We start from the raw sequence: 24,768 nt of genomic DNA, 5'->3' as shown, positions 1-24,768 counted from the left end.
CACCCTCCACCACCCAAGGCAAATCCGACCCCATAACCGCAGGTCACGAACGCTTCCCGGCCTTGGAAACCATGGCCGTCACGGCGCCGGCCACCCCGCCTCGGGCGCCGGTTCCCGCTGCACCAGCTGCGGTCCGGTCTCCTCGTGGGCGGACGACGACGGCTCCGCGACCGTCGGGTCCGGCGGTGTCGGCGGCTGCGGCGACGGATCCGGCGGCTCCGGCGGCGCGGTGGTGCCCGGCGGCGGGCTCGGCTGGGCCCCCGTCGGCGACGGCCGGCCCGGCTTCACGGTCTGTCCCGGTCCCGCGGGCGCCGACGCGCTCGCGCTCGCACCGGCGCCCGCCGACCGCGAGGCCGACGGCGAAGCCGAGTCCCCGTCCTCGCCCTTGCCGTCCTTGCCCTGCCCGTGCCCGTGACCGGGCGCCGCTCCGCCGTACCCGGCGCCGCCGCCCGGACCGCCCTGCCCTCCGCCCGCGGCCCCGCCGCCCCGCTCCCCCGCCGAGTGCGACGGCCTGGCCTGGCTTCCGTCGTCGTCACCCACGCTCATGCAGCCGGCGGCGGCGGCCACGGCCAGGACCGTCACGGCCAGGCGGACGGGTACGTACAAGGGGCGCACGGGAGCCACCTCCGGGTGGACGAAGAAGTCAACGTGCCCAACTCCCGCCGCCCGCATGAGGACACGCGCCGGGCCGCCGTACCCTGGCGCGTCCGGTCAGCCGTAGCCGAGCGCGTGCAGCCGCTCGTCGTCGATGCCGAAGTGATGGGCGATCTCGTGCACCACCGTCACCTCGGTCTCCGCGACAACGTCCTGCCTCGTGTCGCACATCCTGAGCGTGGGCCCCCGGTAGATCGTGATCCGGTCCGGCAGCACACCCGCGTACCACTCGCCGCGGTCCGTGAGCGGGGTGCCCTCGTAGAGCCCGAGCAGCTCGGGGTCGTCGGCGGGCGGTTCGTCCTCGACGAACACCGCGACGTTGTCCATCAGCCGGGTCAGCTCCGGCGGGATCCGGTCGAGCGCCTCGGCGACCAGTTCCTCGAAGTCCTCGCGCGTCATCTCCAGCACAGGCCCATTGTCCGGCACGGCGGCCCCGTGGGCCCGACGCGTGTCCGGTACGGCGGCCACCCGGGCCCGAGGCGAGAGTCGTGCGACCGTCCGCATACCCGACCGGGGACTTGGGCATACGCGACCAATGGTTCGCGTCCCCGTCCGCGCCCGAGTCCCCGTCGCCGCCCTGAACCGCATACGCAGAGCGCCCCACGCCCTCGCCCGCCGCCGCCGATCCGTCCGCCGCACCCGGCCGGCGGTCGAGCTCATGCCCCGGCCGCGCCCCTGGGTCCGCGCCTTGGGCCTGGTGACCGTGGTCCTCGCCGGTGCCTGGCTGGGACTGCTGACCGTCGGGAACGTACGGGTGCCGGTGGGTCCCATGGACACCACGATGACCCTGCGCCCCTCCCTCACCGGCGGCACGAAGATCAACATCTCACCGCTGGGCGCGCTCAGCCTGGACAGCCATGTCGCCCCCGTCCGGCTGGACGTGAACGTCGACCAGCTCGACCCGGTCCGCGCCCAGGCCCTGGTGGACCACCCCGAGCGCATCACCGGCCTCCAGGACGAGGTGACCCGGGACGTCGAGCACGGCACGTTCGACCTGGCCGTACGCTCCTGCGTCGCCGTCGTCACCGGCGCCACCACGCTCGGCCTCGCGGTCTACCGCCGTCCCCGCCGCGCCCTCGCGGCCGGTGGACTGGCCCTGGCCCTGCTCGCGGCCTCCGGCGGGACGGCGTACGCCACCTGGAAGCCCCAGTCGGTCCTGGAGCCGAGGTTCTCGGGTCTGCTGTCCTCCGCGCCCTCCCTGGTGGGCAACGCGCGCAGCATCGTCACCGAGTTCGACGTCTACCAGCAGGAGTTGGCCCGCCTGGTGACGAACGTGACGAAGCTCTACGACGTCACGTCCACGTTGCCCGCCTACTCGCCGGACCCGAGCACCATCCGGGTCCTGCACGTCTCCGACATCCATCTCAACCCGGCGAGCTGGAAGATCATCGCGTCGCTGGTGGATCAGTACAAGGTCGACGTGATCGTCGACTCCGGCGACACCATGGACCACGGCACGGCGGCGGAGAACCGCTTCCTGGACCCGATCTCCGACCTCGGCGCCCCCTACGTCTGGGTCCGCGGCAACCACGACTCGCTCCTCACCCAGCGCTATCTGGAGGGCATGAAGAACGTGCACGTCCTCGACGACGGGCGGGCCGAGACCGTCGCGGGCCTGCGCTTCGCGGGCATCGGCGACCCGCAGTTCACGCCCGACCGCTCGACGCAGCCGGGCGGCGACTCGGTCGAGTACCTGGCGGGCGCCCGACTGGCCTCGGCCCTGCGCGACCAGAAGACGGCCGGCACGCCGGCCGACGTGGCCATCGCCCACGAGCCGTTCGCGGCGCGCCTGACGGACGGCGAGGTGCCGCTCGCGCTGGCCGGCCATCTGCACCACGAGGGGACCGAGGTCATGAAGAACGGCACCCGGCTCCGCATCGAGGGCTCGACGGGCGGCAGCGGGCTGCGGGCCGTGGAGGACACCTACCCGGACCCGATCCAGGCCTCGATCCTCTACTTCGACCGCGACACCCGGCGCCTTCAGGCCTGGGACGAGATCGAACTCGGCGGCCTGGGGCTGACCACTGCGGAGGTCAGCCGCCATCTCCCGGAGGAGAACCAACCGGGGGCACCCCAGTCGCCCAGCCCGTCCGCGACCCCCTCCACCGCCGCCCCGTAAACCGTTTTGGCGATACCTCCCGCCATCCCATATGCTTCTCACGTCCCCGACGCGCTGAGAAGCGCCCAGGCGGGCCGATAGCCCTCATCGTCTAGCGGCCTAGGACGCCGCCCTTTCAAGGCGGTAGCACGGGTTCGAATCCCGTTGGGGGCACGCAGTACGGTGTGCGACACTTACGTTCGCTGGTTCGCACACAACAGCTTGGTCCTGTGGAGCAGTTTGGAGTGCTCGCCACCCTGTCAAGGTGGAGGCCGCGGGTTCAAATCCCGTCAGGACCGCTGAGGTTTCCCCGGAAGCCTCGTGGCTGGGTAGCTCAGTTGGTACGAGCGATCGCCTGAAAAGCGATAGGTCGCCGGTTCGACCCCGGCCCCAGCCACAAGCCAGAAGCCCCATCCGTTCGGATGGGGCTTCTGTCGTACATCCCTGGTGGGCGTGGTGCTGAGGGGGCAGGGGCACGATGGTTCGGAGTCAGGCCAGGGCCGATCAGGACACCGAGTTGGAGAAGGTCCGGGCCCGGTACGGACTGCTCGCCGTCGTGGTCAGCAACCTCGCCATCGCCGGCGTCGCGGCCTTCGGCGTCTGGCGGCTCGACGGCGACAAGGCCGTGATCGTCGGCGTGCTCACCGCCGCGTTCACCGCGGTGAGCAGCATGACCACCGCCTACCTGGGCATCAAGGCCATCTCCAACACCGCCCGGTCCATCGCCCTCGGCGACGGACCGCGCCGGGACTCCGCACCGGCTCCCGCGTCCGCCCCCGCACCGGCTCCCGCGCCCCCGGAACAGCGCACCCCCTGACCTGCGCTCCCCGCCGTGGCCGAAGCCGCGGACGGGCCACGCGCAAGGCCGCGGACAGGGCGACGGCCACGCCACGTACAACGCCGGAGGCAAAAGGGTTCGCCACGGATTTCCCCGGGATGAGATCCTGGATCGCGTATGTCTACGCACCCTGCCCCCGCCCTCGGCGCCCTCGCCCCCCGCCTGACCGAGCTGACCCTGCGCGACGCGCACCGGCTCGGGCGCAGGCTCGAAGGCGCGCGCAAGATCCGTAAGCCGGAGGCCCGCGCCGCCGTCCTCGCCGAGATCGAGGCGGAGGTCGCGAACGCCGAGGAACGGATGGGCCGGCGGCGCGCCCGTGTCCCGGCCGTCAGCTATCCCGAGCAGCTTCCGGTCAGCCAGAAGAAGGACGAGATCGCGGCCGCCATCCGCGATCACCAGGTCGTCATCGTCGCCGGTGAGACCGGTTCCGGGAAGACCACGCAGATCCCCAAGATCTGTATGGAGCTGGGGCGTGGCGTGCGCGGCATGATCGGGCACACCCAGCCCCGCCGTATCGCCGCCCGTACCGTCGCCGAGCGGGTCGCCGAGGAACTGCGCACCCCGCTCGGGGAGGCGGTCGGCTGGAAGGTGCGCTTCACCGACCAGGTGAACCCGGACGCCACCTTCGTGAAGCTGATGACGGACGGCATCCTGCTGGCCGAGATCCAGACCGACCGTGAACTGCGCGCCTACGACACGATCATCATCGACGAGGCCCACGAGCGGTCCCTCAACATCGACTTCCTGCTCGGCTACCTCGCCCAGCTGCTGCCCAAGCGCCCCGACCTCAAGGTCGTCATCACCTCCGCGACCATCGACCCCGAGCGCTTCTCCCGGCACTTCGGCGACGCCCCGATCGTCGAGGTCAGCGGGCGTACCTATCCCGTCGAGGTGCGCTACCGCCCGCTCCTCGAAGAGGACTCCGAGGACGCCGACCGCGACCAGATCACCGCGATCTGCGACGCCGTGGAGGAGCTCCAGGGCGAGGGCAAGGGCGACATCCTGGTCTTCCTCTCCGGCGAGCGCGAGATCCGCGACACCGCGGACGCGCTGGTCAAGAAGAACTACCGGTTCACCGAGGTCCTGCCGCTCTACGCCCGGCTCTCGCACGCCGAGCAGCACCGCGTGTTCCAGCCCCACACCGGCCGCAGGATCGTTCTGGCGACCAACGTCGCCGAGACCTCGCTGACCGTGCCGGGCATCAAGTACGTCATCGACCCCGGCTTCGCCCGCATCTCCCGCTACAGCCACCGCACCAAGGTCCAGCGGCTGCCCATCGAGGCGGTCTCGCAGGCCAGCGCCAACCAGCGCAAGGGCCGCTGCGGCCGTACGTCCGACGGTGTCTGCATCCGGCTGTACTCCGAGGACGACTTCCTCGCCCGGCCGGAGTTCACGGACGCGGAGATCCTGCGGACGAACCTCGCCTCCGTCATCCTCCAGATGACCGCGGCCGGCCTCGGCGACATCGAGAAGTTCCCCTTCATCGACCCGCCGGACCACCGCAACATCCGCGACGGCGTCCAGCTGCTCCAGGAGCTGGGTGCCCTCGACCCGGCCCAGCAGGACGCGCGCAAGCGGCTCACCGACACCGGCCGCAAGCTCGCCCAGCTGCCCGTCGACCCGCGGCTGGCCCGCATGGTCCTGGAGGCCGACAAGAACGGCTGTGTCCGCGAGGTCATGGTCATAGCGGCGGCGCTCTCCATCCAGGACCCGCGCGAGCGACCGGCCGACAAGCAGACCCAGGCCGACCAGCAGCACGCCCGCTTCAAGGACGAGACGAGCGACTTCCTCGCCTACCTCAACCTCTGGCGCTACGTCCGCGAGCAGCAGAAGGAGCGGGGCTCCTCCGCCTTCCGCCGCATGTGCAAGCAGGAGTACCTCAACTTCCTGCGGATCCGCGAGTGGCAGGACATCTACAGCCAGCTCCGCACGGTCGCGAAGGGGATGGGGATCCATCTCAACGAGGACGACGCGCCCGGCCAGAGCGTCCATGTCTCCCTCCTCGCCGGCCTCCTCTCCCATGTCGGGATGAAGGACGTGAAGGAGACCGGGGGCGAGAGCGGGCGGAGCACGGGGAAGAACGAGTACCTGGGCGCCCGCAGCGCCAAGTTCGCGATCTTCCCCGGCTCGGCCCTCTTCAAGAAGCCCCCGCGCTTCGTGATGTCGGCGGAGCTGGTGGAGACGAGCCGCCTCTGGGCCCGCGTCAACGCGAGAATCGAGCCCGAGTGGGTCGAGCCGCTCGCCGAGCACCTCCTCAAGCGCACCTACAGCGAGCCGCACTGGGAGAAGGACCAGGCGGCGGTGATGGCGTACGAGAAGGTCACGCTGTACGGCGTACCGATCATCGCCCAGCGGAAGGTCAACTACGGGCGGATCGACCCGGAGACCTCCCGCGAACTTTTCATTCGCAACGCGCTCGTCGAGGGCGACTGGCGCACGCACCACAAGTTCTTCGCCGACAACCGCAAGCTGCTCACCGAGGTCGAGGAGCTGGAGCACCGCGCCCGGCGCCGGGACATCCTGGTCGACGACGACACGCTCTTCGACTTCTACGAGCAGCGGGTCCCCGAACACGTCGTGTCGGGCGCCCACTTCGACTCCTGGTGGAAGCACAAGCGGACCGAGCAGCCCGACTTCCTCGACTTCGAGCGGGCGATGCTCATCCGGGAGTCGGCGGAGGCGGTCACCAAGGCCGACTACCCGGACTCCTGGCGGCAGGGGCCGCTGAAGTTCCGCGTCACCTACCAGTTCGAGCCGGGCGCGGACGCCGACGGCGTGACCGTGCACATCCCGCTCCAGGTCCTCAACCAGGTCACGGACGAGGGCTTCGACTGGCAGATCCCGGGTCTGCGCGAGGACGTGGTCACCGAGCTGATCCGCTCCCTGCCGAAGCCGGTCCGCCGCCACTACGTGCCCGCGCCGAACTACGCGAAGGCGTTCCTGGACCGGGCGGTGCCCTTGCAGGAACCGCTGTCCACCACCATGGCCCGTGAGCTGAAGCGGATGGTCGGCGTCCCCTTCGAGGCCGAGGACTTCGACTGGGGCAGGGTCCCCGACCACTTGAAGATCACGTTCCGGATCGTCGACGAGCGGCGCCGCAAGCTCGCCGAGGACAAGGACCTGGAGAAGCTGAAGCTCCGGCTCAAGCCGAAGGCCCGCCAGGCCCTGTCCCAGGCCGCGGCGGCCACCGCCGAGCGCCAGGGCGGCGAGTCCCTGGAACGCAAGGGTCTGACCGACTGGAGCATCGGCACCCTCACCCGCGTCTTCGAGACCCGCCGCGCCGGCCAGCCGGTGAAGGCGTACCCGGCGCTGGTCGACGACGGACCGACGGCGAACACCGTCTCCGTACGTCTCTTCGACACGGAGGCGGAGCAGGCCGAGGCCATGTGGAAGGGCGCACGGCGGCTGATCCTGCGCAACATCCCGGTGAACCCGGCGAAGTTCGCCTCCGACAAGCTGACGAACGCCCAGAAACTCGCTCTGTCCGCGAACCCGCACGGCTCGATCCAGGCCCTGTTCGACGACTGCGCGATGGCGGCCGCGGACAAGCTGATCGCCGACTTCGGGGGCCCGGCGTGGGACGAGGAGTCGCACCGGAAGCTGTACGACAAGGTGCGAGCCGAGATCGTCGACACGACGGTCCGTACGGTCGGGCAGGTGCAGCAGGTACTGGCCGCCTGGCAGGCCTGTGAGCGCCGCCTGAAGGACGCGCGCAGCACCGCACTCGTGGCGAACCTCCAGGACGTACGCAAGCAGCTGGACGCCCTCGTGAAGCCCGGCTTCGTCACGGAGACCGGGCTGCGGCGGCTGCCGGACCTGATGCGCTATCTGGTGGCCGCGGACCGCCGCCTGCAACAGATGCCGACCAACGTCCAGCGGGACACGACCCGGATGGAGAAGGTCCACGAGATGCAGGACGAGTACGCCTGGCTGCTGGAGCAGATGCCCCAGGGCCGCCCGGTCCCCTCCTCGGTCCTGGACATCCGCTGGATGATCGAGGAGCTCCGGGTCAGCTATTTCGCCCACGCGCTGGGAACGGCGTACCCCGTCTCGGACAAGCGGATCGTGAAGGCGATCGACGCCGCCGTGCCGTGACCAAGCCTGCACACTGGGTGAGTTCGACCAAGGGGCTCACCCTCCTGTACAGTCTGTTCTCGCAGCGCAACGCAGGAAAAGCGCCGCGAAACCTGGTCCTGTGGAGCAGTTTGGAGTGCTCGCCACCCTGTCAAGGTGGAGGCCGCGGGTTCAAATCCCGTCAGGACCGCATAGATCGACTGAGGCCCGCGCCCTTCTGGGACGCGGGCCTCAGTCGTGTTGCGGCGACGCCGCCCGCGGCGCGGCCGCCGTCGGGCAGGGCACATCCCGTCAGGACCGCACAGGCGTGGGAGATGTGAGAGATACAGGAGAGCCCGGGCCCTCGGACCCGGGCCCTCCCGTCTGTACGCCCGCACCGTGCGCCCGTGCCGTGCCTCCGTGCACCGCGCCCGTGCCGTCTTGACGTCGCCGGATCCGCCCAGTACCCAGGGAGCAGGGCCCCTTCACCGCACGGCCCCCTGGGAGGTGGCGCATGGCGGCGACGGCCAGGCACGAGACGCGGGCGTTGCTCCGCGCGCATCTGGCGGCCGCGTCGTCCTACCGGCACCTGACCCGCCACTGCCAGATCTGTCACCGCCTGCTGCGGCTGGAGCTGGACACGGCCCCTCAGGACACGGAGTGCTTCGCCGAGGCCGTCGAGAACGAAAGCCCTTCCCCGACGTGACCGGCGCCGGCGGATCGCATCTAGCGCACATGAGCCAGAGGCAACAAGGACTCTGGCATGTGACGGGTGTCACCGCATGAGTTTTTGAAAGCGCGGTACTTACCCGACTCCTACAACTGGTCAATTTAATATGTGCAATTGTACTGGTGTCGACAGCCGTGCACAGGAGATCCGACACCCCTCCCCAGACTCCGACAAGGCCGCTCACAGACTGACCGCCGGCCCACAGTCGGGGCATCGGCGGACGATCGCCCGAGCGCGGCGGAGGCACCACGGGGCCGTCGCGGGGGCGCCGCAGGGGTGTCACGAGGGCACAAAAAAAGATCGCGCTGGACCCGGCGGAGTCCAGCGCGATCCACGACGCACCCTGTGCTGTTGCCTGAAGGCTTGGGCGGGGGGCCTGTTGGGGCAGGACCCGCGTCGCTTGGAGCTTTGGTTTCGGGCGCCTCGGCGGGTTGGGGGACCTGCCGGTTTGCCCGATATTCAGTTGTTCAGGCTGTTCAGGCCTCGCTGCGCTGCTGCGGGATACCCGCGAGCAGTGCGCGGACCTCAGCCTCGCGGTAACGGCGGTGTCCGCCGAGCGTGCGGATGGACGTGAGCTTGCCGGCCTTCGCCCACCGCGTGACCGTCTTGGGGTCGACACGGAACATGGTGGCGACCTCAGCCGGGGTCAGCAGCGGCTCGGCATCAGGGGTGCGAGCGGTCATGAGCGGCCTCCTCGGGAGAACCGAACCTTCTCGGTTCTTTCCTCTAAATTCTGCACCTTGACCCGCGTTGCCCGAAATGGCGGACGCGAGTCGAGTCGGTTATAGGACGAACGGCTTGTCCTCGGCACTACAACTACACCATCTGTCCAGCCGCGTCGGCCAAACCGATGGAATTGCCCTCCCAGGTGTTCATCAGCGACGGAAGCCGATGGACCATGCCATAGCGGACAGTCACGCCTCTGTGACGATCAGTCACAGGGGCGATCAGGAGTCACGAGACCCCCCAAAGCACGCAATACAGAGATTCCGCCCATATGGGAGCACAGCTGGGCGGATGGAGCCTCCCCGGACTCCTTGTCCTATTTTGGCACGAGGAGTGGGATGGGATGCAAGAGACGGGTACGTGCGGTCTGTCACGCTTGACACAAAGGCCCGGATCGGGACCAACGTCCCGTCGCTTTCACGAAGTCCGGTAGACGGTACGTCGTTCGTAGCGTTTTCGGCCGTGACCCATGTCACTCGCCTCACGCCTGTCGCGTCGTCAGGCCGACCGCACCGAAGCCCGCCCGCACCGCAGGCCCGCCCACGCCGGCGGTCCGACCGCGCCGTCCGCCGGGTGACACCGGCGGTCCGACCGGGCGTCAGGCCGCCCACTCCGTCAGTTCGCCGACCGGCGGTCCCGTACCGACCGCCACCGCACCACGAGCCGGGCGTACGCCTCCCCCGCCGCGGGACCGTCGCCGCGTCGCAGTGCCTCGATCCCCTCGGCCACGTCCGCGGCCGAATGGTCGTCCTCCAGCTCGCCGCCCGGCAGGGCGTGCACCAGCCCGCCGTAGTCCAGCTCCACCAGCGAGCGCGGGTGGAAGTCCTCCAGCCAGCGCCCCACGTCCACCAGGCCGTCGATGAGCGGCCCCTCGTCCATCGCGTCCCGCAGGGCGCGCAGGGCCCGCGCCACCCGGCGCCGCGCCTGCACCATCGGGGTGCGGTAGCGCAGCACGGGCGGCTCGTCCTCGGCGGTGCCGGACCCCTTGTCGTACTCCCGCTCCTCGTCGGAGACGAGCACGAACCAGTTCAGCGGGACCTGCCAGGTCGCCGTGCGGATCCAGGGGCGGGCGTCGGGGTTGCGGGCCAGCCAGCGCTCGTAGTCCTGGGCGGCCTGGTCGCGCACCAGCGCCGGGAGCACGGAGTCCAGGACCGCCCTCGGCAGCACCTCGTCCAGCTCCTCCAGCGCCTGCCAGCCGCGCAGCCGGGTGCGCCAGGGGCAGACGCACAGCACGCCCTCCACGTCGGCCACGAAGGCGTCGCCGCTCTCGTGCACCGGTACCGGGATCGGCGGCGTGGGCAGCAGGTCGGCCAGCGAGCGGCGCAGCTCTTCCTGGTACGAGGGGCGGGCCGGGCGCCGGGCGTAGCGCGCCCAGTGGCTGCGCTCCGGCTCCGGGAAGGCGGCCAGCGGTTCGTAGACGCGCAGATAGGTCGCGTACGGGACGATCACCGAGGACACCTTGGGCACGCCTGCTCCCTCCCCCGCGGACCGCCTGGGAAAACTGCGGAACCCGCACACAAACACGCGGGAAAACTATGCAAATCGTCGCACGGTGGTACTCCGGGAGTAGGTGATCCTGAGCACTGCGCGGTCGACCGGTACGAGCAGGCTCTACTCTCGTGCCACAGCTTCCGCCACCCCTACGGGAGCTGTTCTCCGACCGCCGCTACTTACCCTGGAGTCACCACAGTGACCGACGTAACCGGCGCGCATGCTGATGTACTGCACACCCTGTTCCACTCGGATCAGGGGGGTCATGAGCAAGTCGTGCTCTGTCAGGACCGCGCCAGCGGCCTCAAGGCCGTCATCGCCATCCACTCCACCGCCCTGGGCCCCGCCCTCGGCGGCACGCGCTTCTACCCGTACGCGACCGAGGCGGAGGCCGTCGCCGACGCCCTGAACCTCGCGCGCGGCATGTCGTACAAGAACGCCATGGCCGGTCTGGACCACGGCGGCGGCAAGGCCGTGATCATCGGTGACCCCGACGCGATCAAGACGGAGGAGCTGCTCCTCGCCTACGGCCGGTTCGTCGCCTCGCTCGGCGGCCGCTACGTCACCGCCTGCGACGTCGGCACCTATGTCGCGGACATGGACGTCGTCGCACGCGAGTGCCGCTGGACCACCGGGCGTTCCCCCGAGAACGGCGGCGCCGGCGACTCGTCGGTGCTGACCGCGTTCGGGGTCTACCAGGGCATGCGGGCCAGCGCCCAGCAGCTGTGGGGCGACCCCTCGCTGCGCGGCCGCACGGTCGGCATCGCGGGCGTCGGCAAGGTCGGCCACCACCTGGTGGAGCACGTGCTGGCGGAGGGTGCCCGGGTCGTGATCACGGACGTGCGCGCGGACGCCGTGCAGCGGATCCTGGACCGGCACCCGGAGAATGTGAGCGCGGTCGCCGACACCGAGGAACTGATCCGGTTCGAGGGCCTCGACATCTACGCCCCCTGCGCGCTCGGCGGCGCGCTGAACGACGCCAGCGTGCCGGTGCTGACCGCCAAGATCGTCTGTGGCGCGGCCAACAACCAGCTCGCCCACCCGGGTGTGGAGAAGGACCTCGCCGACCGCGGGATCCTCTACGCGCCGGACTACGTGGTGAACGCCGGCGGGGTCATCCAGGTCGCCGACGAGCTGCACGGCTTCGACTTCGAGCGGTGCCGGGCGAAGGCCGCGAAGATCTTCGACACCACTCTGGCCATCTTCGCACGTGCGAAGGCGGACGGGATTCCGCCGGCCGCGGCGGCCGACCGGATCGCCGAGCAGCGGATGGCGGAGGGCCGGGCGGCACACTGATCCACGGGCACGCCACAGGTGTGCTCGCGGCTTCGGGCGGTACCCGCCGGCGAGAACTTCGAGAGAACTCTCACGTCTACCGGCGGGTCGTGCTCGGATAAGTGGTTAAAATCGCCACTGACCAGCGAGGACAGGGCGCCTCGAAGGTCCTGCGCACACGCGCTTCCTGCGGGCGACGTACCGTATGGGCGCGGGCTCAGGTACCGTGGAAGCCCTACGGACCGGCCTCTCCACGGAGAGTCCGTTCCGGATCATGAACGCGTGTCAGACTCTGGGGCCGTCGAGCCCCGTCACCGAGGGGGTCGAGCCATGGGGCGCGGCCGGGCCAAGGCCAAGCAGACGAAGGTCGCCCGCCAGCTGAAGTACAACAGCGGTGGGACTGACCTGTCGCGTCTGGCCAGCGAGCTGGGCGCATCGACTTCGAGCCAGCCGCCGAACGGCGAGCCGTTCGAGGACGACGACGAAGAAGAAGACGACCCGTACGCGCAGTACGCGGATCTGTACAACGACGACGATGAGGACGAGGACGACGAGTCCGGTCCCTCATCGCAACAACGTCGCGGCGCTTGACGCATCAGCGCCTCCGGCAGTTTCCGCGGCTCCCGTAGCAACTGCACTCCACCCGGTCCGGGGCATCAGCGCCGGACCGGGTTTTGTGCTGCCGTTTCCCCTGCTGCCGTTCCCCGGCCGGGGTGTCTCAGACCGCGTAGTCGCCGACCAGTTCGGCGCCCGTCGCGTACTCGCCCCGGTCCGTGATCTCGCCGGCGACCCAGGCCTCGACGCCACGGTCGGCCAGCGTCGCCAGCGCCACGTCGGCCGACTCCTCCGGCACGATCGCGATCATGCCGACGCCCATGTTCAGGGTCTTCTCCAGCTCCAGCCGTGCCACGTCGCCGGTCTTCCCGACGAGGTCGAAGACCGGGGCCGGGGTCCAGGTGGCGCGGTCGACGATCGCGTGCAGGTCGTCCGGGATGACCCGGGCCAGGTTGGCCGCCAGTCCGCCGCCGGTGATGTGCGAGAAGGCGTGCACGTCGGTGGTGCGGGTCAGGGCCAGGCAGTCCAGCGAGTAGATCTTGGTGGGCTCCAGGAGCTCCTCGCCCAGCGTGCGGCCGAACTCCTCGATCCGCGCGTCCAGCGACAGGCCCGCCTGGTTCAGCAGGACGTGCCGGACGAGGGAGTACCCGTTCGAGTGAAGCCCGGACGCCGCCATGGCGATCACGGCGTCCCCCGTACGGATGCGATCGGCGCCGAGCAGCCGGTCGGCCTCCACCACGCCCGTACCGGCGCCGGCGACGTCGAAGTCGTCCTCGCCCAGCAGGCCGGGGTGTTCGGCCGTCTCGCCGCCCACCAGGGCGCAGCCGGCCAGCACACAGCCCTCGGCGATGCCCTTGACGATCGAGGCGACCCGCTCGGGGTGGACCTTGCCGACGCAGATGTAGTCGGTCATGAACAGCGGCTCGGCGCCGCACACCACGATGTCGTCCATGACCATCGCGACCAGGTCGTGGCCGATGGTGTCGTACACGCCGACCTGACGGGCGATGTCGACCTTCGTGCCGACGCCGTCCGTGGCGGAGGCGAGCAGCGGACGCTCGTAGCGCTTGAGGGCGGAGGCGTCGAAGAGACCGGCGAAGCCGCCGAGGCCGCCGAGGACCTCGGGGCGCCGGGTCTTCTTGACCCACTCCTTCATCAGCTCCACCGCGCGGTCGCCCGCTTCGATGTCGACACCCGCTGTTTTGTATGACGCCGCTGCGTAGCTGGCACCAGTTGTCTCAGACATGACGGTGAGAACTTTCGTGTCGTACGGCAGGTATGGCGAGGCGCTACGGACGCCGGATCGCGTCGGACGCGGCCGTGGCGGCGGGCCCGGCGGCCAGCTCGGTCTCCAGGAGCTGCTTGCCGAGCAGCTCGGGGTCCGGGAGCTCCATCGGGTACTCGCCGTCGAAGCAGGCGCGGCACAGGTTCGGCTTGGCGATGGTGGTCGCCTCGATCATGCCGTCGATGGAGATGTAGGCCAGGGAGTCGGCGCCCAGCGAGGTGCCGATCTCGTCGATGGTCATGCCGTTGGCGATGAGCTCCGCGCGGGTGGCGAAGTCGATACCGAAGAAGCAGGGCCACTTCACGGGTGGCGAGGAGATCCGGATGTGGACCTCCGCCGCGCCCGCCTCGCGGAGCATGCGGACCAGGGCGCGCTGGGTGTTGCCGCGCACGATCGAGTCGTCGACGACGACCAGACGCTTGCCCTTGATCACTTCCTTGAGGGGGTTCAGCTTCAGGCGGATGCCGAGCTGGCGGATGGTCTGTGAGGGTTGGATGAAGGTCCGGCCGACGTAGGCGTTCTTGACCAGACCGGCGCCGAAGGGGATGCCGGACGCCTCCGCGTAGCCGATCGCGGCCGGGGTGCCGGACTCCGGGGTCGCTATGACCAGATCGGCCTCGGCGGGGGCTTCCTTCGCCAGGCGGCGGCCCATCTCCACCCGGGAGAGGTACACGTTCCGGCCGGCGATGTCGGTGTCCGGGCGGGCCAGGTACACGTACTCGAAGACACAGCCCTTGGGCTTCGCATCCGCGAATCGGGAGGTGCGCAGACCGTTCTCGTCGATCGCCACGAACTCGCCCGGCTCGATCTCGCGGACGTAGCTCGCGCCGCAGATGTCGAGGGCGGCGGACTCGGAGGCGACGACCCAGCCACGCTCCAGCCGGCCGAGGACCAGCGGGCGGATGCCCTGCGGGTCACGGGCGGCGTAGAGGGTGTGCTCGTTCATGAAGACGAGGCTGAAGGCACCCTTGACCTGCGGAAGGACCGCGTGGGCGGCCTCTTCGACGGTCATCGGCTTGCCGTCGGCGTCGACCTGGGCCGCCAGCAGGGCGGTGAGCAGGTCGGTGTCGTTGGTGGCGGCCACGCGGGTGGAGCGGCCGTTGGTGTCCTTCGGCAGGTCGGCGACCATCTCGGCGAGCTGCGCCGTGTTCACCAGGTTGCCGTTGTGGCCGAGCGCGATGGAACCGTGCGCGGTGGCACGGAACGTCGGCTGGGCGTTCTCCCACACGGAGGCACCGGTGGTCGAGTAGCGGGCGTGTCCGACCGCGATATGACCCTGGAGCGAACCGAGCGAGGTCTCGTCGAACACCTGGGAGACGAGGCCCATGTCCTTGAAGACGAGAATCTGGGAGCCGTTGCTCACCGCGATTCCCGCGGATTCCTGACCTCGATGCTGAAGGGCGTAGAGCCCGAAGTAAGTGAGCTTGGCGACCTCTTCGCCGGGAGCCCAGACACCGAAGACGCCGCAAGCGTCCTGGGGGCCTTTCTCGCCGGGGAGCAGATCATGACTGAGTCGACCGTCACCACGTGGCACGCCTTCGAGTGTAGGCGAGATCGACCACTGGTCCGAATTGGGGTTACCGGTCGGTAATAAAGCACGCGTCGGCGAGCGCTTGGAGGATTCTCCCGTTTTCGCAGGTCAGCGAGCCGGCGTGGTGATCGGGTCACGGTCGTCCGGGCCGTCGGGGCGGCTGCGCGGGGTCCGTTCGGCGGGCGCGAGTGAGGCGTCGCACATGCTTCGCGTGCCGGACGAGGCCGGTTTCCGTCACGTCAGCAGCGGCAGCAGCGCCCCGAGGTCCGCCCGTTCCCCGCTCGCTCCGACCAGGGCCTCCTCGATCGCGGTCCTCCACTCGAGGCGCCCGGTCGCCAGCCGGACCCAGGTCAGCGGGTCGGTCTCCACGACGTTGGGCGGGGTGCCGCGGGTGTGCCGGGGCCCCTCGACGCACTGCACGACGGCGAACGGCGGGACGCGCACCTCCGTGGAACCGCCGGGGGCCTTCACGGCGAGCGCGTCGGCGAGGAGGCGGGTGCAGGCGGCCAGGGCCTGGCGGTCGTACGGGATGTCGAGGCCCGGCACGGCGGCGTTCAGGTCGTCGGTGTGCACGACGAGCTCGACGGTCCGGGTGACGAGGTAGTCGGCGAGCGGCATGGCGCCCGCGTTCGTGGCGAGCAGCCGGCTGCCGGGATGTCCGGCGAGCAGCTCGGTGAAGCGTCGCTCCACCTCGGCGAGGTGGGCGTCGAGGTCCGGGTTGCGCTCGGCGAGCAGGCGGGCCGTGTCGGCGACGGGTCCGGACCCGGCCGCGGTCGCGAACGGCCAGTCGAGCACGGTGGCGTCCTGCTTCGCCGGCTCCGGCTCGTCGAGGAACCGGCCGACGGCCGAGAGGCTCGTCCCGAGGTGCGCGACCAGGTCCCGTACGGACCACTCCCCGAGCCGGGTGGGAAGCGCGAGCTGCTCGGGGGTGAGGGCGGGGACGGCCGCCCGTAGGTTCCCGAACTGGGCGAGGACCGCGGTACGCGTCCTGACGGGGTCGTAGGTCCGGGTGCGCTTCTTTGCCGGGGACATGTCGGTGAGCCTAGGGCCTTTCGTTCGGATCGGGTCGGTCGTGGCCGACGGGGCTGATCGGCCGGCCCGAGCGGGGTGTGGCGCGGGTGGCCGCGAGGCGGAGGAGGGCGTCGACGCGGAGCGCCGGCAACCGACGACTACGCCGCGGACGCGCGTGCCACACCCCGCGACACCGGACCGATCCGAACGACAGGCCCTGGTTCGCGCGGAAGGCGGGCAAGGGCGGCCGCCGAGGTGCACGCTCCACGCACGGGGTCGCCGGGGACCACTCCACCGACGGCGCTGAACGCGGCGGCGCGCGCGGAAGGCCCCGACCGTGGGAACGGGCGGGGCCTTCGTCGTCGTACTCCTGAAAGCGTCCCGCGCGAGGGAAACGCTCCCCGCGCGAGGCGGACGCCCTACGCGAGCAGCGCCGGGATCGTGCCCTCGTGGGCCTCGCGCAGCTCCGCCAGCGGCAGCTCGAACTCGCCCTGGAGCTCGACCGTGTCACCGTCGACGACACCGATACGGGTGACGGGCAGACCGCGCGCCCCGCACATGTCGTTGAAGCGGAGCTCCTCCGAACGCGGAACGGCGACGACCGCGCGGCCCGCCGACTCCGAGAAGAGGAACGTGAAGGCGTCGAGCCCGTCGGGCAGGACGAGCCGCGCGCCCTTGCCGCCGAGCAGCGCCGACTCGACCACGGCCTGGATCAGACCGCCGTCGGACAGGTCGTGCGCCGCGTCGATCATGCCGTCGCGGGAGGCGGAGATCAGGATCTCGCCGAGCAGGCGCTCGCGCTCCAGGTCGACCTTGGGCGGCAGACCGCCGAGGTGGTCGTGGATCACCTGCGACCAGGCCGAGCCGCCGAACTCCTCGCGGGTGTCGCCGAGGAGGTAGAGCAGCTGCCCCTCTTCCTGGAAGGCGACGGGCGTGCGGCGCGCGACGTCGTCGATGACGCCGAGCACGGCCACGACCGGCGTCGGGTGGATGGCCGCCTCGCCCGTCTGGTTGTAGAGCGAGACGTTGCCGCCGGTCACCGGGGTGCCGAGCTGTTGGCAGGCGTCGGCGAGACCACGGACGGCCTCGGCGAACTGCCACATGACGGCCGGGTCCTCGGGCGAGCCGAAGTTCAGGCAGTCGGAGACGGCGAGGGGCTTGGCGCCGGTGGTGGCGACGTTGCGGTACGCCTCCGAGAGGGCCAGCTGCGCACCCGCGTACGGGTCGAGCTTGGCGTACCGGCCGTTGCCGTCGGTCGCGATGGCGACACCGAGGCCGGTCTCCTCGTCGATGCGGATCATCCCGGAGTCCTCGGGCTGGGCGAGGACGGTGTTGCCCTGCACGAAGTGGTCGTACTGGGACGTGATCCACTTCTTGGAGGCCTGGTTCGGGGACGCGACCAGCTTCAGGACCTGGTCCTTCAGCTCGGCCGCCGTCGCGGGCCGGGGCAGCTTGTTCGCGTCGTCGGCCTGGAGCGCGTCCTGCCAGGACGGGCGGGCGTAGGGACGCTCGTAGACCGGACCGTCGTGGGCGACCGTGCGCGGGTCGACGTCGACGATCTTGCCGCCGTGCCAGTAGATCTCCAGCCGGTCGCCGTCGGTGACCTCACCGATGACGGTGGCGATGACGTCCCACTTGTCGCAGATCTCCAGGAACCGGTCGACCTTCTCCGGCTCCACGACCGCGCACATGCGTTCCTGCGACTCGCTCATGAGGATTTCCTCGGGCGAGAGGGTCGAGTCGCGCAGCGGTACGTCGTCCAGGGTGACGCGCATGCCGCCCGAGCCGTTCGAGGCGAGCTCGGAGGTGGCGCAGGACAGACCGGCGGCGCCGAGGTCCTGGATGCCGACGACCAGCTTCTCCTTGAACGCCTCCAGGGTGCACTCGATGAGGAGCTTCTCCTGGAAGGGGTCGCCGACCTGGACGGCCGGGCGCTTCGACGGCTTGGCGTCGTCGAAGGTCTCGGAGGCGAGGATCGACGCGCCGCCGATGCCGTCGCCGCCCGTGCGGGCCCCGTAGAGGATGACCTTGTTGCCCGCGCCGGACGCCTTCGCGAGGTGGATGTCCTCGTGCCGCATGACGCCGATGGCACCGGCGTTGACCAGCGGGTTGCCCTGGTAGCAGGAGTCGAAGACGACCTCGCCGCCGATGTTGGGCAGACCCAGGCAGTTGCCGTAGCCGCCGATGCCGGCGACGACACCCGGCAGGACACGCTTGGTGTCGGGGTGGTCCGCCGCGCCGAAGCGCAGCGGGTCGACGACGGCGACCGGCCGGGCGCCCATCGCGATGATGTCGCGGACGATGCCGCCGACACCGGTCGCGGCGCCCTGGTAGGGCTCGACGTACGACGGGTGGTTGTGCGACTCGACCTTGAAGGTGACCGCGTAGCCCTGGCCGACGTCGACGACACCGGCGTTCTCCCCGATGCCCACGAGCAGCGCGTCGGACTGGGGAGCCTTCTCGCCGAACTGGCGGAGGTGGACCTTCGAGGACTTGTACGAGCAGTGCTCGGACCACATGACCGAGTACATGGCGAGCTCGGCACCGGTGGGCCGGCGGCCGAGGATCTCCACGACCCGCTCGTACTCGTCCTTCTTCAGACCGAGTTCGGCCCAGGGCAGCTCGACGTCGGGGGTCGCGGTCGCGTGCTCGACCGTGTCCAGAGGCGTCCGGCTCATGCGTTGACCAGCTTCTTGAGGATCGAGGTGAAGAACGGGAGGCCGTCGGTGCGGCCCGAGCCGATCAGCGGCTCGACGGCGTGCTCCGGGTGCGGCATGAGGCCGACGACGTTTCCGGCCTCGTTGGTGATGCCGGCGATGTCACGCAGCGAACCGTTCGGATTGCCGTATCCCTCGTCGGCCGCGCCGCTGACCAGGTAGCGGAAGACGACCCGGCCCTCAGCCTCGAGCTGGTCGAGGGTGTACTCGTCGGCGACGTAGCGGCCGTCCATGTTCTTCAGCGGAATGCGGATCTCCTGGCCGGCCGTGTAGTCGGCGGTCCAGGCGGTGTCCGCGTTCTCCACCCGCAGCTTCTGGTCGCGGCAGATGAAGTGGAGGTGGTCGTTGCCGAGCATCCCGCCGGGGAGCAGATGGGCCTCGGTGAGGACCTGGAAGCCGTTGCAGATACCGAGGACCGGAAGGCCGTCCTTCGCCTGCGCGATGACGGTCTCCATCACCGGCGAGAAGCGGGAGATGGCACCGGCGCGCAGATAGTCGCCGTAGGAGAATCCGCCGGGCAGCACCACGGCGTCGACCTGGTGGAGGTCCTTGTCCTTGTGCCAGAGAGCGACGGGCTCGGCGCCCGCGAGGCGGATCGCGCGCTGCGTGTCCCGGTCGTCGAGGCTGCCCGGGAAAGTGACGACGCCAATACGAGCGGTCACTTCGCGGCCTCCGCGACTTCCTCCACCTTGACGGTGAAGTCCTCGATCACGGTGTTGGCGAGGAAGGATTCCGCAAGATCGTGGATGCGGGCGAGGGCGGCCTCGTCGACCGGCCCGTCAACTTCCAGTTCGAATCGCTTTCCCTGACGTACGTCGGAGATGCCTTCGAAACCCAGCCGCGGCAGTGCGCGCTGCACCGCCTGGCCCTGGGGGTCGAGGATCTCCGGCTTGAGCATGACGTCGACTACGACGCGTGCCACTGGCACTCCCGGTGTGTGGTGCTGAGCAGGTTCCTTCAGACTACCCGTACAAAATTTCTACGCGGGTAGAGTTGTAGGAAAGTACGTGACGGCCATCACGATCCCGCATCGGAGGGGGACCCTCATGAAAATTTCCGGGAAAGATCCGGGATCCGAACCCGGCACCTATTGCGCCCGGACACGCGGACAGATTTAGTCGGGCTTCACATTGCATTGCCGAGCACTGTACAAATGAATTGGCAATAGCCGATACTTTGTCCATTAACAGGCGGACAGTCGGCATCTCCGAGGCGTCCCGGCACGTCATCACCGAGATGCCGCACGAAGGGACCGATATTCGTGGCGCAGAAGGTCGTAGTCACTCTCTTTGACGACATCGACGGCTCGGAAGCGGCGGAAACGATCGCCTTCGGACTCGACGGCAGGTCGTACGAGATCGACCTGAATGAAGCCAATGCCAGGAAACTGCGCAAGGCACTCGCCCCGTACGTGGACGCCGGCCGCAAGCGGTCGAAGTCGGGCAAGGCCTACCGGCAGACGGAGGTCGCCCCCGACCCGGCGGCCGTCCGGGCCTGGGCCCAGGCGAACAAGATGGACGTCCCCGCGCGCGGGCGGATCCCCAAGAAGGTCTACGAGGCGTTCTCCGCGGCTCAGTGAGCCGTCGGCCGACGCCCGGTCACGCGCCCCTCGGAACAACCGACTTGCGCTGCACCCCTCCTGGTCAGCTAGAGTCTGGAGCACGCCGAGGGGCGAGGGCGAAAAACCCCACCTCACGGAGTACACGCGGGTGTAGTTCAGTAGCAGAACATCCCCCTTCCAGGGGGAAGGCGCAGTGTGCAATTCCTGTCACCCGCTCTGCAGCACGGTCATGACCACTCTTGTGGATCAGGTAGGCTGGTGCTCGCGCCGATCGGTGAAAGCCGGTCGGAGGCAATGCGGACGTAGCTCAGTTGGTAGAGCGCAACCTTGCCAAGGTTGAGGTCGCGAGTTCGAGCCTCGTCGTCCGCTCCACGGAAACCCCGGTCCTGGTGGCCGGGGTTTTTTCGTGCCCGCGTTGTCTCTCCGGTGCCTCTCCGGTCCTCTCCGTTCCTCTCCGGTGCCTCTCCCGCGGATGCCTCTGCGACGGCTGTCTCTCGCACGGCTGTCTCTCCCACGGCGTCGGCCGCTTCTGACATTTGTCATACGGAGTGATGACAGCGCGCACTCCTGCGGGGCCCGATCCGCCGGGACGCTGAGGTCATGGATACCGACGAACACGAGCACGTGATCGAGGTCACCGACCTGCGGCGGGTGTACGGGGGCGGGTTCGAGGCTGTGCGCGGGATCACCTTCCATGTGGACCGCGGCGAGGTCTTCGCGCTCCTCGGCACCAACGGGGCCGGCAAGACGTCGACGGTCGAACTGCTGGAGGGGCTCGCCCGGCCGGCCGGGGGCCGGGTACGGGTCCTGGGCCTCGACCCGTACACCGACCGCGACGCCGTACGGCCGCGGACCGGGGTGATGTTGCAGGAGGGCGGGTTCTCCGCCGAGCTGACCGTCGCCGAGACCACCCGGATGTGGGCGGCCTGCGTGAGCGGGGCCCGCCCCGAGCGGGAGGCGCTGGCCCTGGTCGGGCTGGAGGACAGGGCGGACGTACGGGTGAAACAGCTTTCCGGGGGCGAGCGGCGGCGTCTGGACCTGGCGCTGGCGCTGCTCGGCGAGCCCGAGGTGCTGTTCCTGGACGAGCCGACGACCGGGCTGGACGCCGAGGGGCGCCGCGACACCTGGGACCTGGTGCGCGCGCTGCGCGACGCCGGGACGACCGTGCTGCTCACCACGCACTACCTGGAGGAGGCGGAGGCACTCGCCGACCGGCTGGCGATCCTGCACCGGGGGCGCGTCGCCGCCGCCGGGACACCGGCCGAGGTGACCGCCGCCCAGCCGTCCCGGATCTCCTTCGACCTGCCCGCCGGCTACTTCGTGGGGGACCTGCCGCCGCTGCGCGAGTTCGGGGTGTGCGGGCACGAGGTGGACGGCCGGACCGTACGGCTGCGCACGCACGAGTTGCAGCGGACGGCCACCGGGCTGCTGGTCTGGGCCGAACGGGCGGGCGTCGAACTGGGCCGGCTGGACGTGCGCTCCGCGTCGCTGGAGGAGGCCTTCCTGGGGATCGCGTCACGGGCGGGCGCCGAGGCGGGTTCCCGGGCCGAGTCCGAGCCGGCTGCCACGTCCGAGTCGGAGGAGTACGCGGCATGAGCGGCACGGTCACCACTCCCACGGGTCGTATGGCCGCCCTCGCGCGGGCCGAGCTGACCCTGCTGGGGCGCAGCAGGAGCACGGTCGTCGCGGCCGTACTGGTGCCGCTCGCGCTGCCGTTCAGCGTGCGGTCCGCGGTCGAGCAGATGGACGTCGAGGACGTCGGGCTCACCGCCGGACTGGTGATCCTGCCCGCCGCGATCGGGTTCTCGCTGATGTTCGCGGTGTACTCGGCGCTCGTCGGCGCCTACACCGCGCGGCGTGAGGAACTCGTGCTGAAGCGGCTGCGCACGGGGGAGCTGCGGGACGCCGAGATCCTCGCGGGGTCCGCGCTCCCCTCGGTCACCGTGGGACTGGTCCAGTCGCTGCTGCTGACGGCCGGCTGCGCCGCCCTGCTCGACATCCCCGCGCCTCGCGCGCCCCAGCTGGCCGTTCTCGGGCTGCTGTTGGGCCTGGTGCTGTGCGCGTCCCTGGCCGCCGTCACCTCGACCCTCGCGCCGAGCGTCGAGAGCGCGCAGGTGGCCTCGCTCCCGCTGGTGCTGCTGTCGATGGTCGGCTCCGGCGTGACCGTCCCGCTGGAGCTGCTGCCGGACCGACTGGCCTCGGTGTGCGAACTGCTGCCGCTGTCACCGGTGATCACGCTGGTGCGCGGCGGCTGGACCGGCACTCTGAGCGCGTACGAGGCGCTGGGTGCCGTGGTCACCGCCCTGGCCTGGACCGGGCTCGCGGTGTTTGCTGTACGGCGGTGGTTCCGCTGGGAACCACGGCGCTGAGGTACGGGGGGCACGGGACGATGCGCAGGCGGCCGGGACGCTGGTGGCGCGAAAAAAGCACACCGGCGAAGGTCGAGACGTACACGCGGTGGTCGTTCCACTTCTTCGGAGTGATCGAGATCACGTGGGCCGGGCTGCCGGTCGTCGGCGCGCTGGGGCCGGGGCTCGGCGGCCCGCTGCTGACGCTGGTGGCCGTGCACGCGGCGGTCTGCCTCGTGACGGCGTCGCGGGCGCTGGACTGGACGCGCGGCCGCCGCGAGAAGCCCGTCCGTATGCTGTGGACGCTCGCCGCCGTCACCGCCGTGGCCGCCGTCGTGGCGATCGGCGTCGCGGAGCGCGGGCCGGACCGGGAGGGCGTCGACACCGCGGCCGGCGGGATCTTCGGGGTCGTCCTGATCTTCGGGGCCGGCGTCATCGCGCTCGGGGTGCGCGACCGGCGGCGGGTGTGCGCGGTCGTGGCCGGCTTCACGGTGGGCTCCGGATGCCTGGCGTTCCCGCTGGGCCTGCCCGGCGCCGTCACCCTGTTCACCATGCTGACCGTGCTGCTCGGCGGCGGCTTCCTCGCCTTCACCTCCGTGTTCTCCGTCTGGCTGCTCAACGCCGTCTACGAACTCGACGAGGCGCGCGAGACCCGCGCCCGGCTCGCCGTCGCCGAGGAACGGCTGCGGTTCGGACGGGACCTGCACGACGTGATGGGGCGCAACCTGGCCGTGATCGCCCTGAAGAGCGAACTGGCCGTGCAACTGGCGCGGCGCGACCGGCCCGAGGCCGTGGAGCAGATGATCGAGGTGCAGCGGATCGCGCAGGAGTCGCAGCGCGAGGTGCGGGATGTCGTACGCGGCTACCGCGAGGCCGATCTCGCCGTCGAACTCTCCGGCGCGCAGGGTGTGTTGACGGCGGCCGGGATCGCGTGCGAGGTGTCGGGCGAGGCGGCCGGACTGCCGGGCGAGGTGCAGTCGGCGCTCGGCTGGGTGGTGCGGGAGGCGACGACCAACGTGCTGCGGCACGGGGACGCCGGGCGGTGCACGGTGCGCCTGCGAGTGCTGGAGGAACGGGTGGTGCTGACGGTGGAGAACGACGGGTCGACCGCCGGGACGGGCGGGGCCGGCGGATCGGGACTGGCCGGGCTGCGGGAGCGGCTGCGGGCGGTGGACGGGACGCTGGCGGCGGGGGCCGTCGGCGGGGACGGGTTCCGGCTGGTGGCGGAAGTGCCCCTGACGGCGGGCGCTGTCAGCGAGGTCACCGCATGACGACTCCGGTACGGCTGCTGCTCGCCGACGACGAGCACCTCATCCGGGGTGCGCTCGCCGCGCTGCTCTCGCTGGAGGACGACCTGCTGATCGTCGCCGAGGCGGCCACCGGTCCCGAGGCACTGGCGATGGCGCGGGCGCACGCGCCCGACGTCGCCGTGCTGGACCTGGAGATGCCCGGCGCCGACGGTGTGAGGGTCGCCACATCACTGCGGGCCGAACTCCCGTCCTGCCAGGTCCTGATCGTCACCAGCCACGGGCGGCCCGGCCATCTGAAGCGGGCGCTTGCGGCGGGTGTGCGCGGATTCGTGCCGAAGACGGTCAGCGCTCAGCGGCTCGCGGAGATCATCCGTACCGTGCACGCCGGAAACCGTTACGTCGACCCCGAGTTGGCCGCCGACGCCATCGCCTCGGGAGACTCTCCGCTGACCGCGCGGGAGGCGGAGGTGCTGGAACTCGCGGCCGACGGGGCCCCCGTCGCGGAGATCGCGGAACGGGCCGCGCTGTCGCAGGGGACGGTACGCAACTATCTGTCGTCGGCCGTCTCCAAGCTCGGGGCGGACAACCGGCACGCGGCCGTGCGTCTCGCCCGCGAGCGAGGTTGGGTATAGTTGCTCTCGCGCC

General features: G+C 70.4%; 21 protein-coding genes and 6 tRNA genes. 17 read left to right on the top strand and 10 right to left on the bottom strand.

Translation table 11 applies throughout. From position 1 onward, the window contains the following. Window positions 1-78: 78 nt before the first annotated feature. Together ACFV0T_RS07540 and ACFV0T_RS07535 are read right to left on the bottom strand one after the other, a co-directional pair. Entirely contained in the window at window positions 79-615 is a 537-nt protein-coding gene (locus ACFV0T_RS07540) for a hypothetical protein (protein WP_385775475.1), read from the bottom strand. Window positions 616-711: 96 nt separating this feature from the next. Next, a complete protein-coding gene (locus ACFV0T_RS07535; RefSeq protein WP_385775473.1) occupies window positions 712-1,062 on the bottom strand; it encodes a metallopeptidase family protein in 351 nt (116 codons plus the stop codon). A 127-nt stretch (window positions 1,063-1,189) separates the two neighbouring features. On the opposite strand from ACFV0T_RS07535, the gene ACFV0T_RS07530 reads away from it, so the two are divergent. The 8 genes from ACFV0T_RS07530 to ACFV0T_RS07495 all read left to right on the top strand — a co-directional run bounded on the left by ACFV0T_RS07530 (window position 1,190) and on the right by ACFV0T_RS07495 (window position 8,349). Then, complete coding sequence (locus ACFV0T_RS07530; RefSeq protein ID WP_385775471.1) at window positions 1,190-2,773, top strand: metallophosphoesterase; 1,584 nt, start codon at window positions 1,190-1,192, stop codon at window positions 2,771-2,773. An 80-nt stretch (window positions 2,774-2,853) separates the two neighbouring features. Next, window positions 2,854-2,926, top strand: a tRNA-Glu gene (locus ACFV0T_RS07525). A gap of 50 nt (window positions 2,927-2,976) precedes the next feature. Next, a tRNA-Asp gene (locus tag ACFV0T_RS07520) sits at window positions 2,977-3,051 on the top strand. 24 nt (window positions 3,052-3,075) lie between these two features. Further along, window positions 3,076-3,149: transfer RNA gene (locus ACFV0T_RS07515), tRNA-Phe, on the top strand. Window positions 3,150-3,230: 81 nt separating this feature from the next. After that, complete coding sequence (locus ACFV0T_RS07510; RefSeq protein WP_385775468.1) at window positions 3,231-3,569, top strand: hypothetical protein; 339 nt, start codon at window positions 3,231-3,233, stop codon at window positions 3,567-3,569. Window positions 3,570-3,707: 138 nt separating this feature from the next. Further along, complete coding sequence (gene hrpA / locus ACFV0T_RS07505; protein WP_385775466.1) at window positions 3,708-7,685, top strand: ATP-dependent RNA helicase HrpA; 3,978 nt, start codon at window positions 3,708-3,710, stop codon at window positions 7,683-7,685. Between the two features lie 94 nt (window positions 7,686-7,779). Further along, window positions 7,780-7,854, top strand: a tRNA-Asp gene (locus ACFV0T_RS07500). Window positions 7,855-8,157: 303 nt separating this feature from the next. Beyond that, complete coding sequence (locus tag ACFV0T_RS07495) at window positions 8,158-8,349, top strand: DUF6274 family protein (RefSeq protein WP_385775464.1); 192 nt, start codon at window positions 8,158-8,160, stop codon at window positions 8,347-8,349. Window positions 8,350-8,849: 500 nt separating this feature from the next. Here the strand turns inward: ACFV0T_RS07495 and bldC are convergent, their stop codons facing one another. Together bldC and ACFV0T_RS07485 are read right to left on the bottom strand one after the other, a co-directional pair. Further along, window positions 8,850-9,056 carry a developmental transcriptional regulator BldC gene (bldC, locus tag ACFV0T_RS07490; RefSeq protein WP_003949541.1) on the bottom strand — a complete coding sequence of 69 codons (207 nt, stop codon included), beginning with the start codon at window positions 9,054-9,056 and terminating at the stop codon, window positions 8,850-8,852. A 658-nt stretch (window positions 9,057-9,714) separates the two neighbouring features. Continuing rightward, entirely contained in the window at window positions 9,715-10,566 is an 852-nt protein-coding gene (locus ACFV0T_RS07485) for a hypothetical protein (RefSeq protein ID WP_385775462.1), read from the bottom strand. Between the two features lie 222 nt (window positions 10,567-10,788). Between ACFV0T_RS07485 and ACFV0T_RS07480 the strand changes: the two genes are divergently transcribed. Beyond that, complete coding sequence (locus tag ACFV0T_RS07480; protein WP_385775460.1) at window positions 10,789-11,886, top strand: Leu/Phe/Val dehydrogenase; 1,098 nt, start codon at window positions 10,789-10,791, stop codon at window positions 11,884-11,886. A 309-nt stretch (window positions 11,887-12,195) separates the two neighbouring features. Beyond that, on the top strand, window positions 12,196-12,456 hold the full coding sequence (locus ACFV0T_RS07475; RefSeq protein ID WP_385775458.1) for a DUF3073 domain-containing protein: 261 nt from the start codon (window positions 12,196-12,198) through the stop codon (window positions 12,454-12,456). A gap of 127 nt (window positions 12,457-12,583) precedes the next feature. On the opposite strand, the gene purM is transcribed toward ACFV0T_RS07475, so the two are convergent. The 6 genes from purM to purS form a co-directional block, all read right to left on the bottom strand. Further along, window positions 12,584-13,666, bottom strand: coding sequence for a phosphoribosylformylglycinamidine cyclo-ligase (gene purM, locus ACFV0T_RS07470; protein WP_385775456.1), 1,083 nt, complete (start codon window positions 13,664-13,666; stop codon window positions 12,584-12,586). Window positions 13,667-13,709: 43 nt separating this feature from the next. Continuing rightward, a complete protein-coding gene (purF, locus tag ACFV0T_RS07465; RefSeq protein ID WP_385775454.1) occupies window positions 13,710-15,239 on the bottom strand; it encodes an amidophosphoribosyltransferase in 1,530 nt (509 codons plus the stop codon). A 231-nt stretch (window positions 15,240-15,470) separates the two neighbouring features. Then, a complete protein-coding gene (locus ACFV0T_RS07460) occupies window positions 15,471-16,268 on the bottom strand; it encodes a sterol carrier family protein (protein ID WP_385775452.1) in 798 nt (265 codons plus the stop codon). A gap of 398 nt (window positions 16,269-16,666) precedes the next feature. After that, the gene (gene purL, locus ACFV0T_RS07455) at window positions 16,667-18,925 is read right to left on the bottom strand and encodes a phosphoribosylformylglycinamidine synthase subunit PurL (protein ID WP_385775450.1); all 2,259 of its coding nucleotides are present in this window, start codon (window positions 18,923-18,925) and stop codon (window positions 16,667-16,669) included. Further along, window positions 18,922-19,626, bottom strand: a complete 705-nt coding sequence (purQ, locus tag ACFV0T_RS07450) for a phosphoribosylformylglycinamidine synthase subunit PurQ (protein ID WP_385775448.1) — start codon at window positions 19,624-19,626, stop codon at window positions 18,922-18,924. The genes purL and purQ overlap by 4 nt, the downstream gene beginning before the upstream one ends. Then, entirely contained in the window at window positions 19,623-19,886 is a 264-nt protein-coding gene (gene purS, locus ACFV0T_RS07445) for a phosphoribosylformylglycinamidine synthase subunit PurS (protein ID WP_015659417.1), read from the bottom strand. Before purS ends, purQ begins: the two co-directional genes overlap by 4 nt. Before the next feature lie 339 nt (window positions 19,887-20,225). Between purS and ACFV0T_RS07440 the strand changes: the two genes are divergently transcribed. From ACFV0T_RS07440 to ACFV0T_RS07410, 7 genes are all read left to right on the top strand, one after another. After that, complete coding sequence (locus ACFV0T_RS07440) at window positions 20,226-20,543, top strand: Lsr2 family protein (protein WP_385775446.1); 318 nt, start codon at window positions 20,226-20,228, stop codon at window positions 20,541-20,543. 126 nt (window positions 20,544-20,669) lie between these two features. Beyond that, window positions 20,670-20,741: transfer RNA gene (locus ACFV0T_RS07435), tRNA-Gly, on the top strand. A gap of 80 nt (window positions 20,742-20,821) precedes the next feature. Continuing rightward, window positions 20,822-20,897: transfer RNA gene (locus ACFV0T_RS07430), tRNA-Gly, on the top strand. Window positions 20,898-21,125: 228 nt separating this feature from the next. After that, window positions 21,126-22,121: an ABC transporter ATP-binding protein gene (locus ACFV0T_RS07425; protein ID WP_385775444.1), complete on the top strand. Its 996-nt coding sequence runs from the start codon at window positions 21,126-21,128 to the stop codon at window positions 22,119-22,121. Further along, window positions 22,118-22,894 carry an ABC transporter permease gene (locus ACFV0T_RS07420; RefSeq protein ID WP_385775442.1) on the top strand — a complete coding sequence of 259 codons (777 nt, stop codon included), beginning with the start codon at window positions 22,118-22,120 and terminating at the stop codon, window positions 22,892-22,894. Before ACFV0T_RS07425 ends, ACFV0T_RS07420 begins: the two co-directional genes overlap by 4 nt. Before the next feature lie 20 nt (window positions 22,895-22,914). Further along, window positions 22,915-24,144, top strand: coding sequence for a sensor histidine kinase (locus ACFV0T_RS07415; protein ID WP_385775440.1), 1,230 nt, complete (start codon window positions 22,915-22,917; stop codon window positions 24,142-24,144). Next, a complete protein-coding gene (locus ACFV0T_RS07410) occupies window positions 24,141-24,755 on the top strand; it encodes a response regulator (protein WP_385775438.1) in 615 nt (204 codons plus the stop codon). Before ACFV0T_RS07415 ends, ACFV0T_RS07410 begins: the two co-directional genes overlap by 4 nt. The last annotated feature ends 13 nt before the right edge of the window (window positions 24,756-24,768 follow it).

Source organism: Streptomyces sp. NPDC059582 (genome assembly GCF_042735715.1).
Taxonomy (GTDB): domain Bacteria; phylum Actinomycetota; class Actinomycetes; order Streptomycetales; family Streptomycetaceae; genus Streptomyces.
This window is presented reverse-complemented; position numbering and strand designations above follow the sequence as displayed.

Excerpts from the sequence above, each read along its gene's own strand:
- ACFV0T_RS07530 (WP_385775471.1), top strand. The coding sequence starts at position 1,190 with ATGGTTCGCGTCCCCGTCCGCGCCCGAGTCCCCGTCGCCGCCCTGAAC.
- ACFV0T_RS07510 (WP_385775468.1), top strand. The coding sequence starts at position 3,231 with ATGGTTCGGAGTCAGGCCAGGGCCGATCAGGACACCGAGTTGGAGAAG.
- hrpA (WP_385775466.1), top strand. The coding sequence starts at position 3,708 with ATGTCTACGCACCCTGCCCCCGCCCTCGGCGCCCTCGCCCCCCGCCTG.
- ACFV0T_RS07495 (WP_385775464.1), top strand. The coding sequence starts at position 8,158 with ATGGCGGCGACGGCCAGGCACGAGACGCGGGCGTTGCTCCGCGCGCAT.
- bldC (WP_003949541.1), bottom strand. The coding sequence starts at position 9,056 with ATGACCGCTCGCACCCCTGATGCCGAGCCGCTGCTGACCCCGGCTGAG.
- ACFV0T_RS07475 (WP_385775458.1), top strand. The coding sequence starts at position 12,196 with ATGGGGCGCGGCCGGGCCAAGGCCAAGCAGACGAAGGTCGCCCGCCAG.
- purM (WP_385775456.1), bottom strand. The coding sequence starts at position 13,666 with ATGTCTGAGACAACTGGTGCCAGCTACGCAGCGGCGTCATACAAAACA.
- ACFV0T_RS07460 (WP_385775452.1), bottom strand. The coding sequence starts at position 16,268 with ATGTCCCCGGCAAAGAAGCGCACCCGGACCTACGACCCCGTCAGGACG.
- purL (WP_385775450.1), bottom strand. The coding sequence starts at position 18,925 with ATGAGCCGGACGCCTCTGGACACGGTCGAGCACGCGACCGCGACCCCC.
- ACFV0T_RS07425 (WP_385775444.1), top strand. The coding sequence starts at position 21,126 with ATGGATACCGACGAACACGAGCACGTGATCGAGGTCACCGACCTGCGG.
- ACFV0T_RS07420 (WP_385775442.1), top strand. The coding sequence starts at position 22,118 with ATGAGCGGCACGGTCACCACTCCCACGGGTCGTATGGCCGCCCTCGCG.
- ACFV0T_RS07415 (WP_385775440.1), top strand. The coding sequence starts at position 22,915 with ATGCGCAGGCGGCCGGGACGCTGGTGGCGCGAAAAAAGCACACCGGCG.
- ACFV0T_RS07410 (WP_385775438.1), top strand. The coding sequence starts at position 24,141 with ATGACGACTCCGGTACGGCTGCTGCTCGCCGACGACGAGCACCTCATC.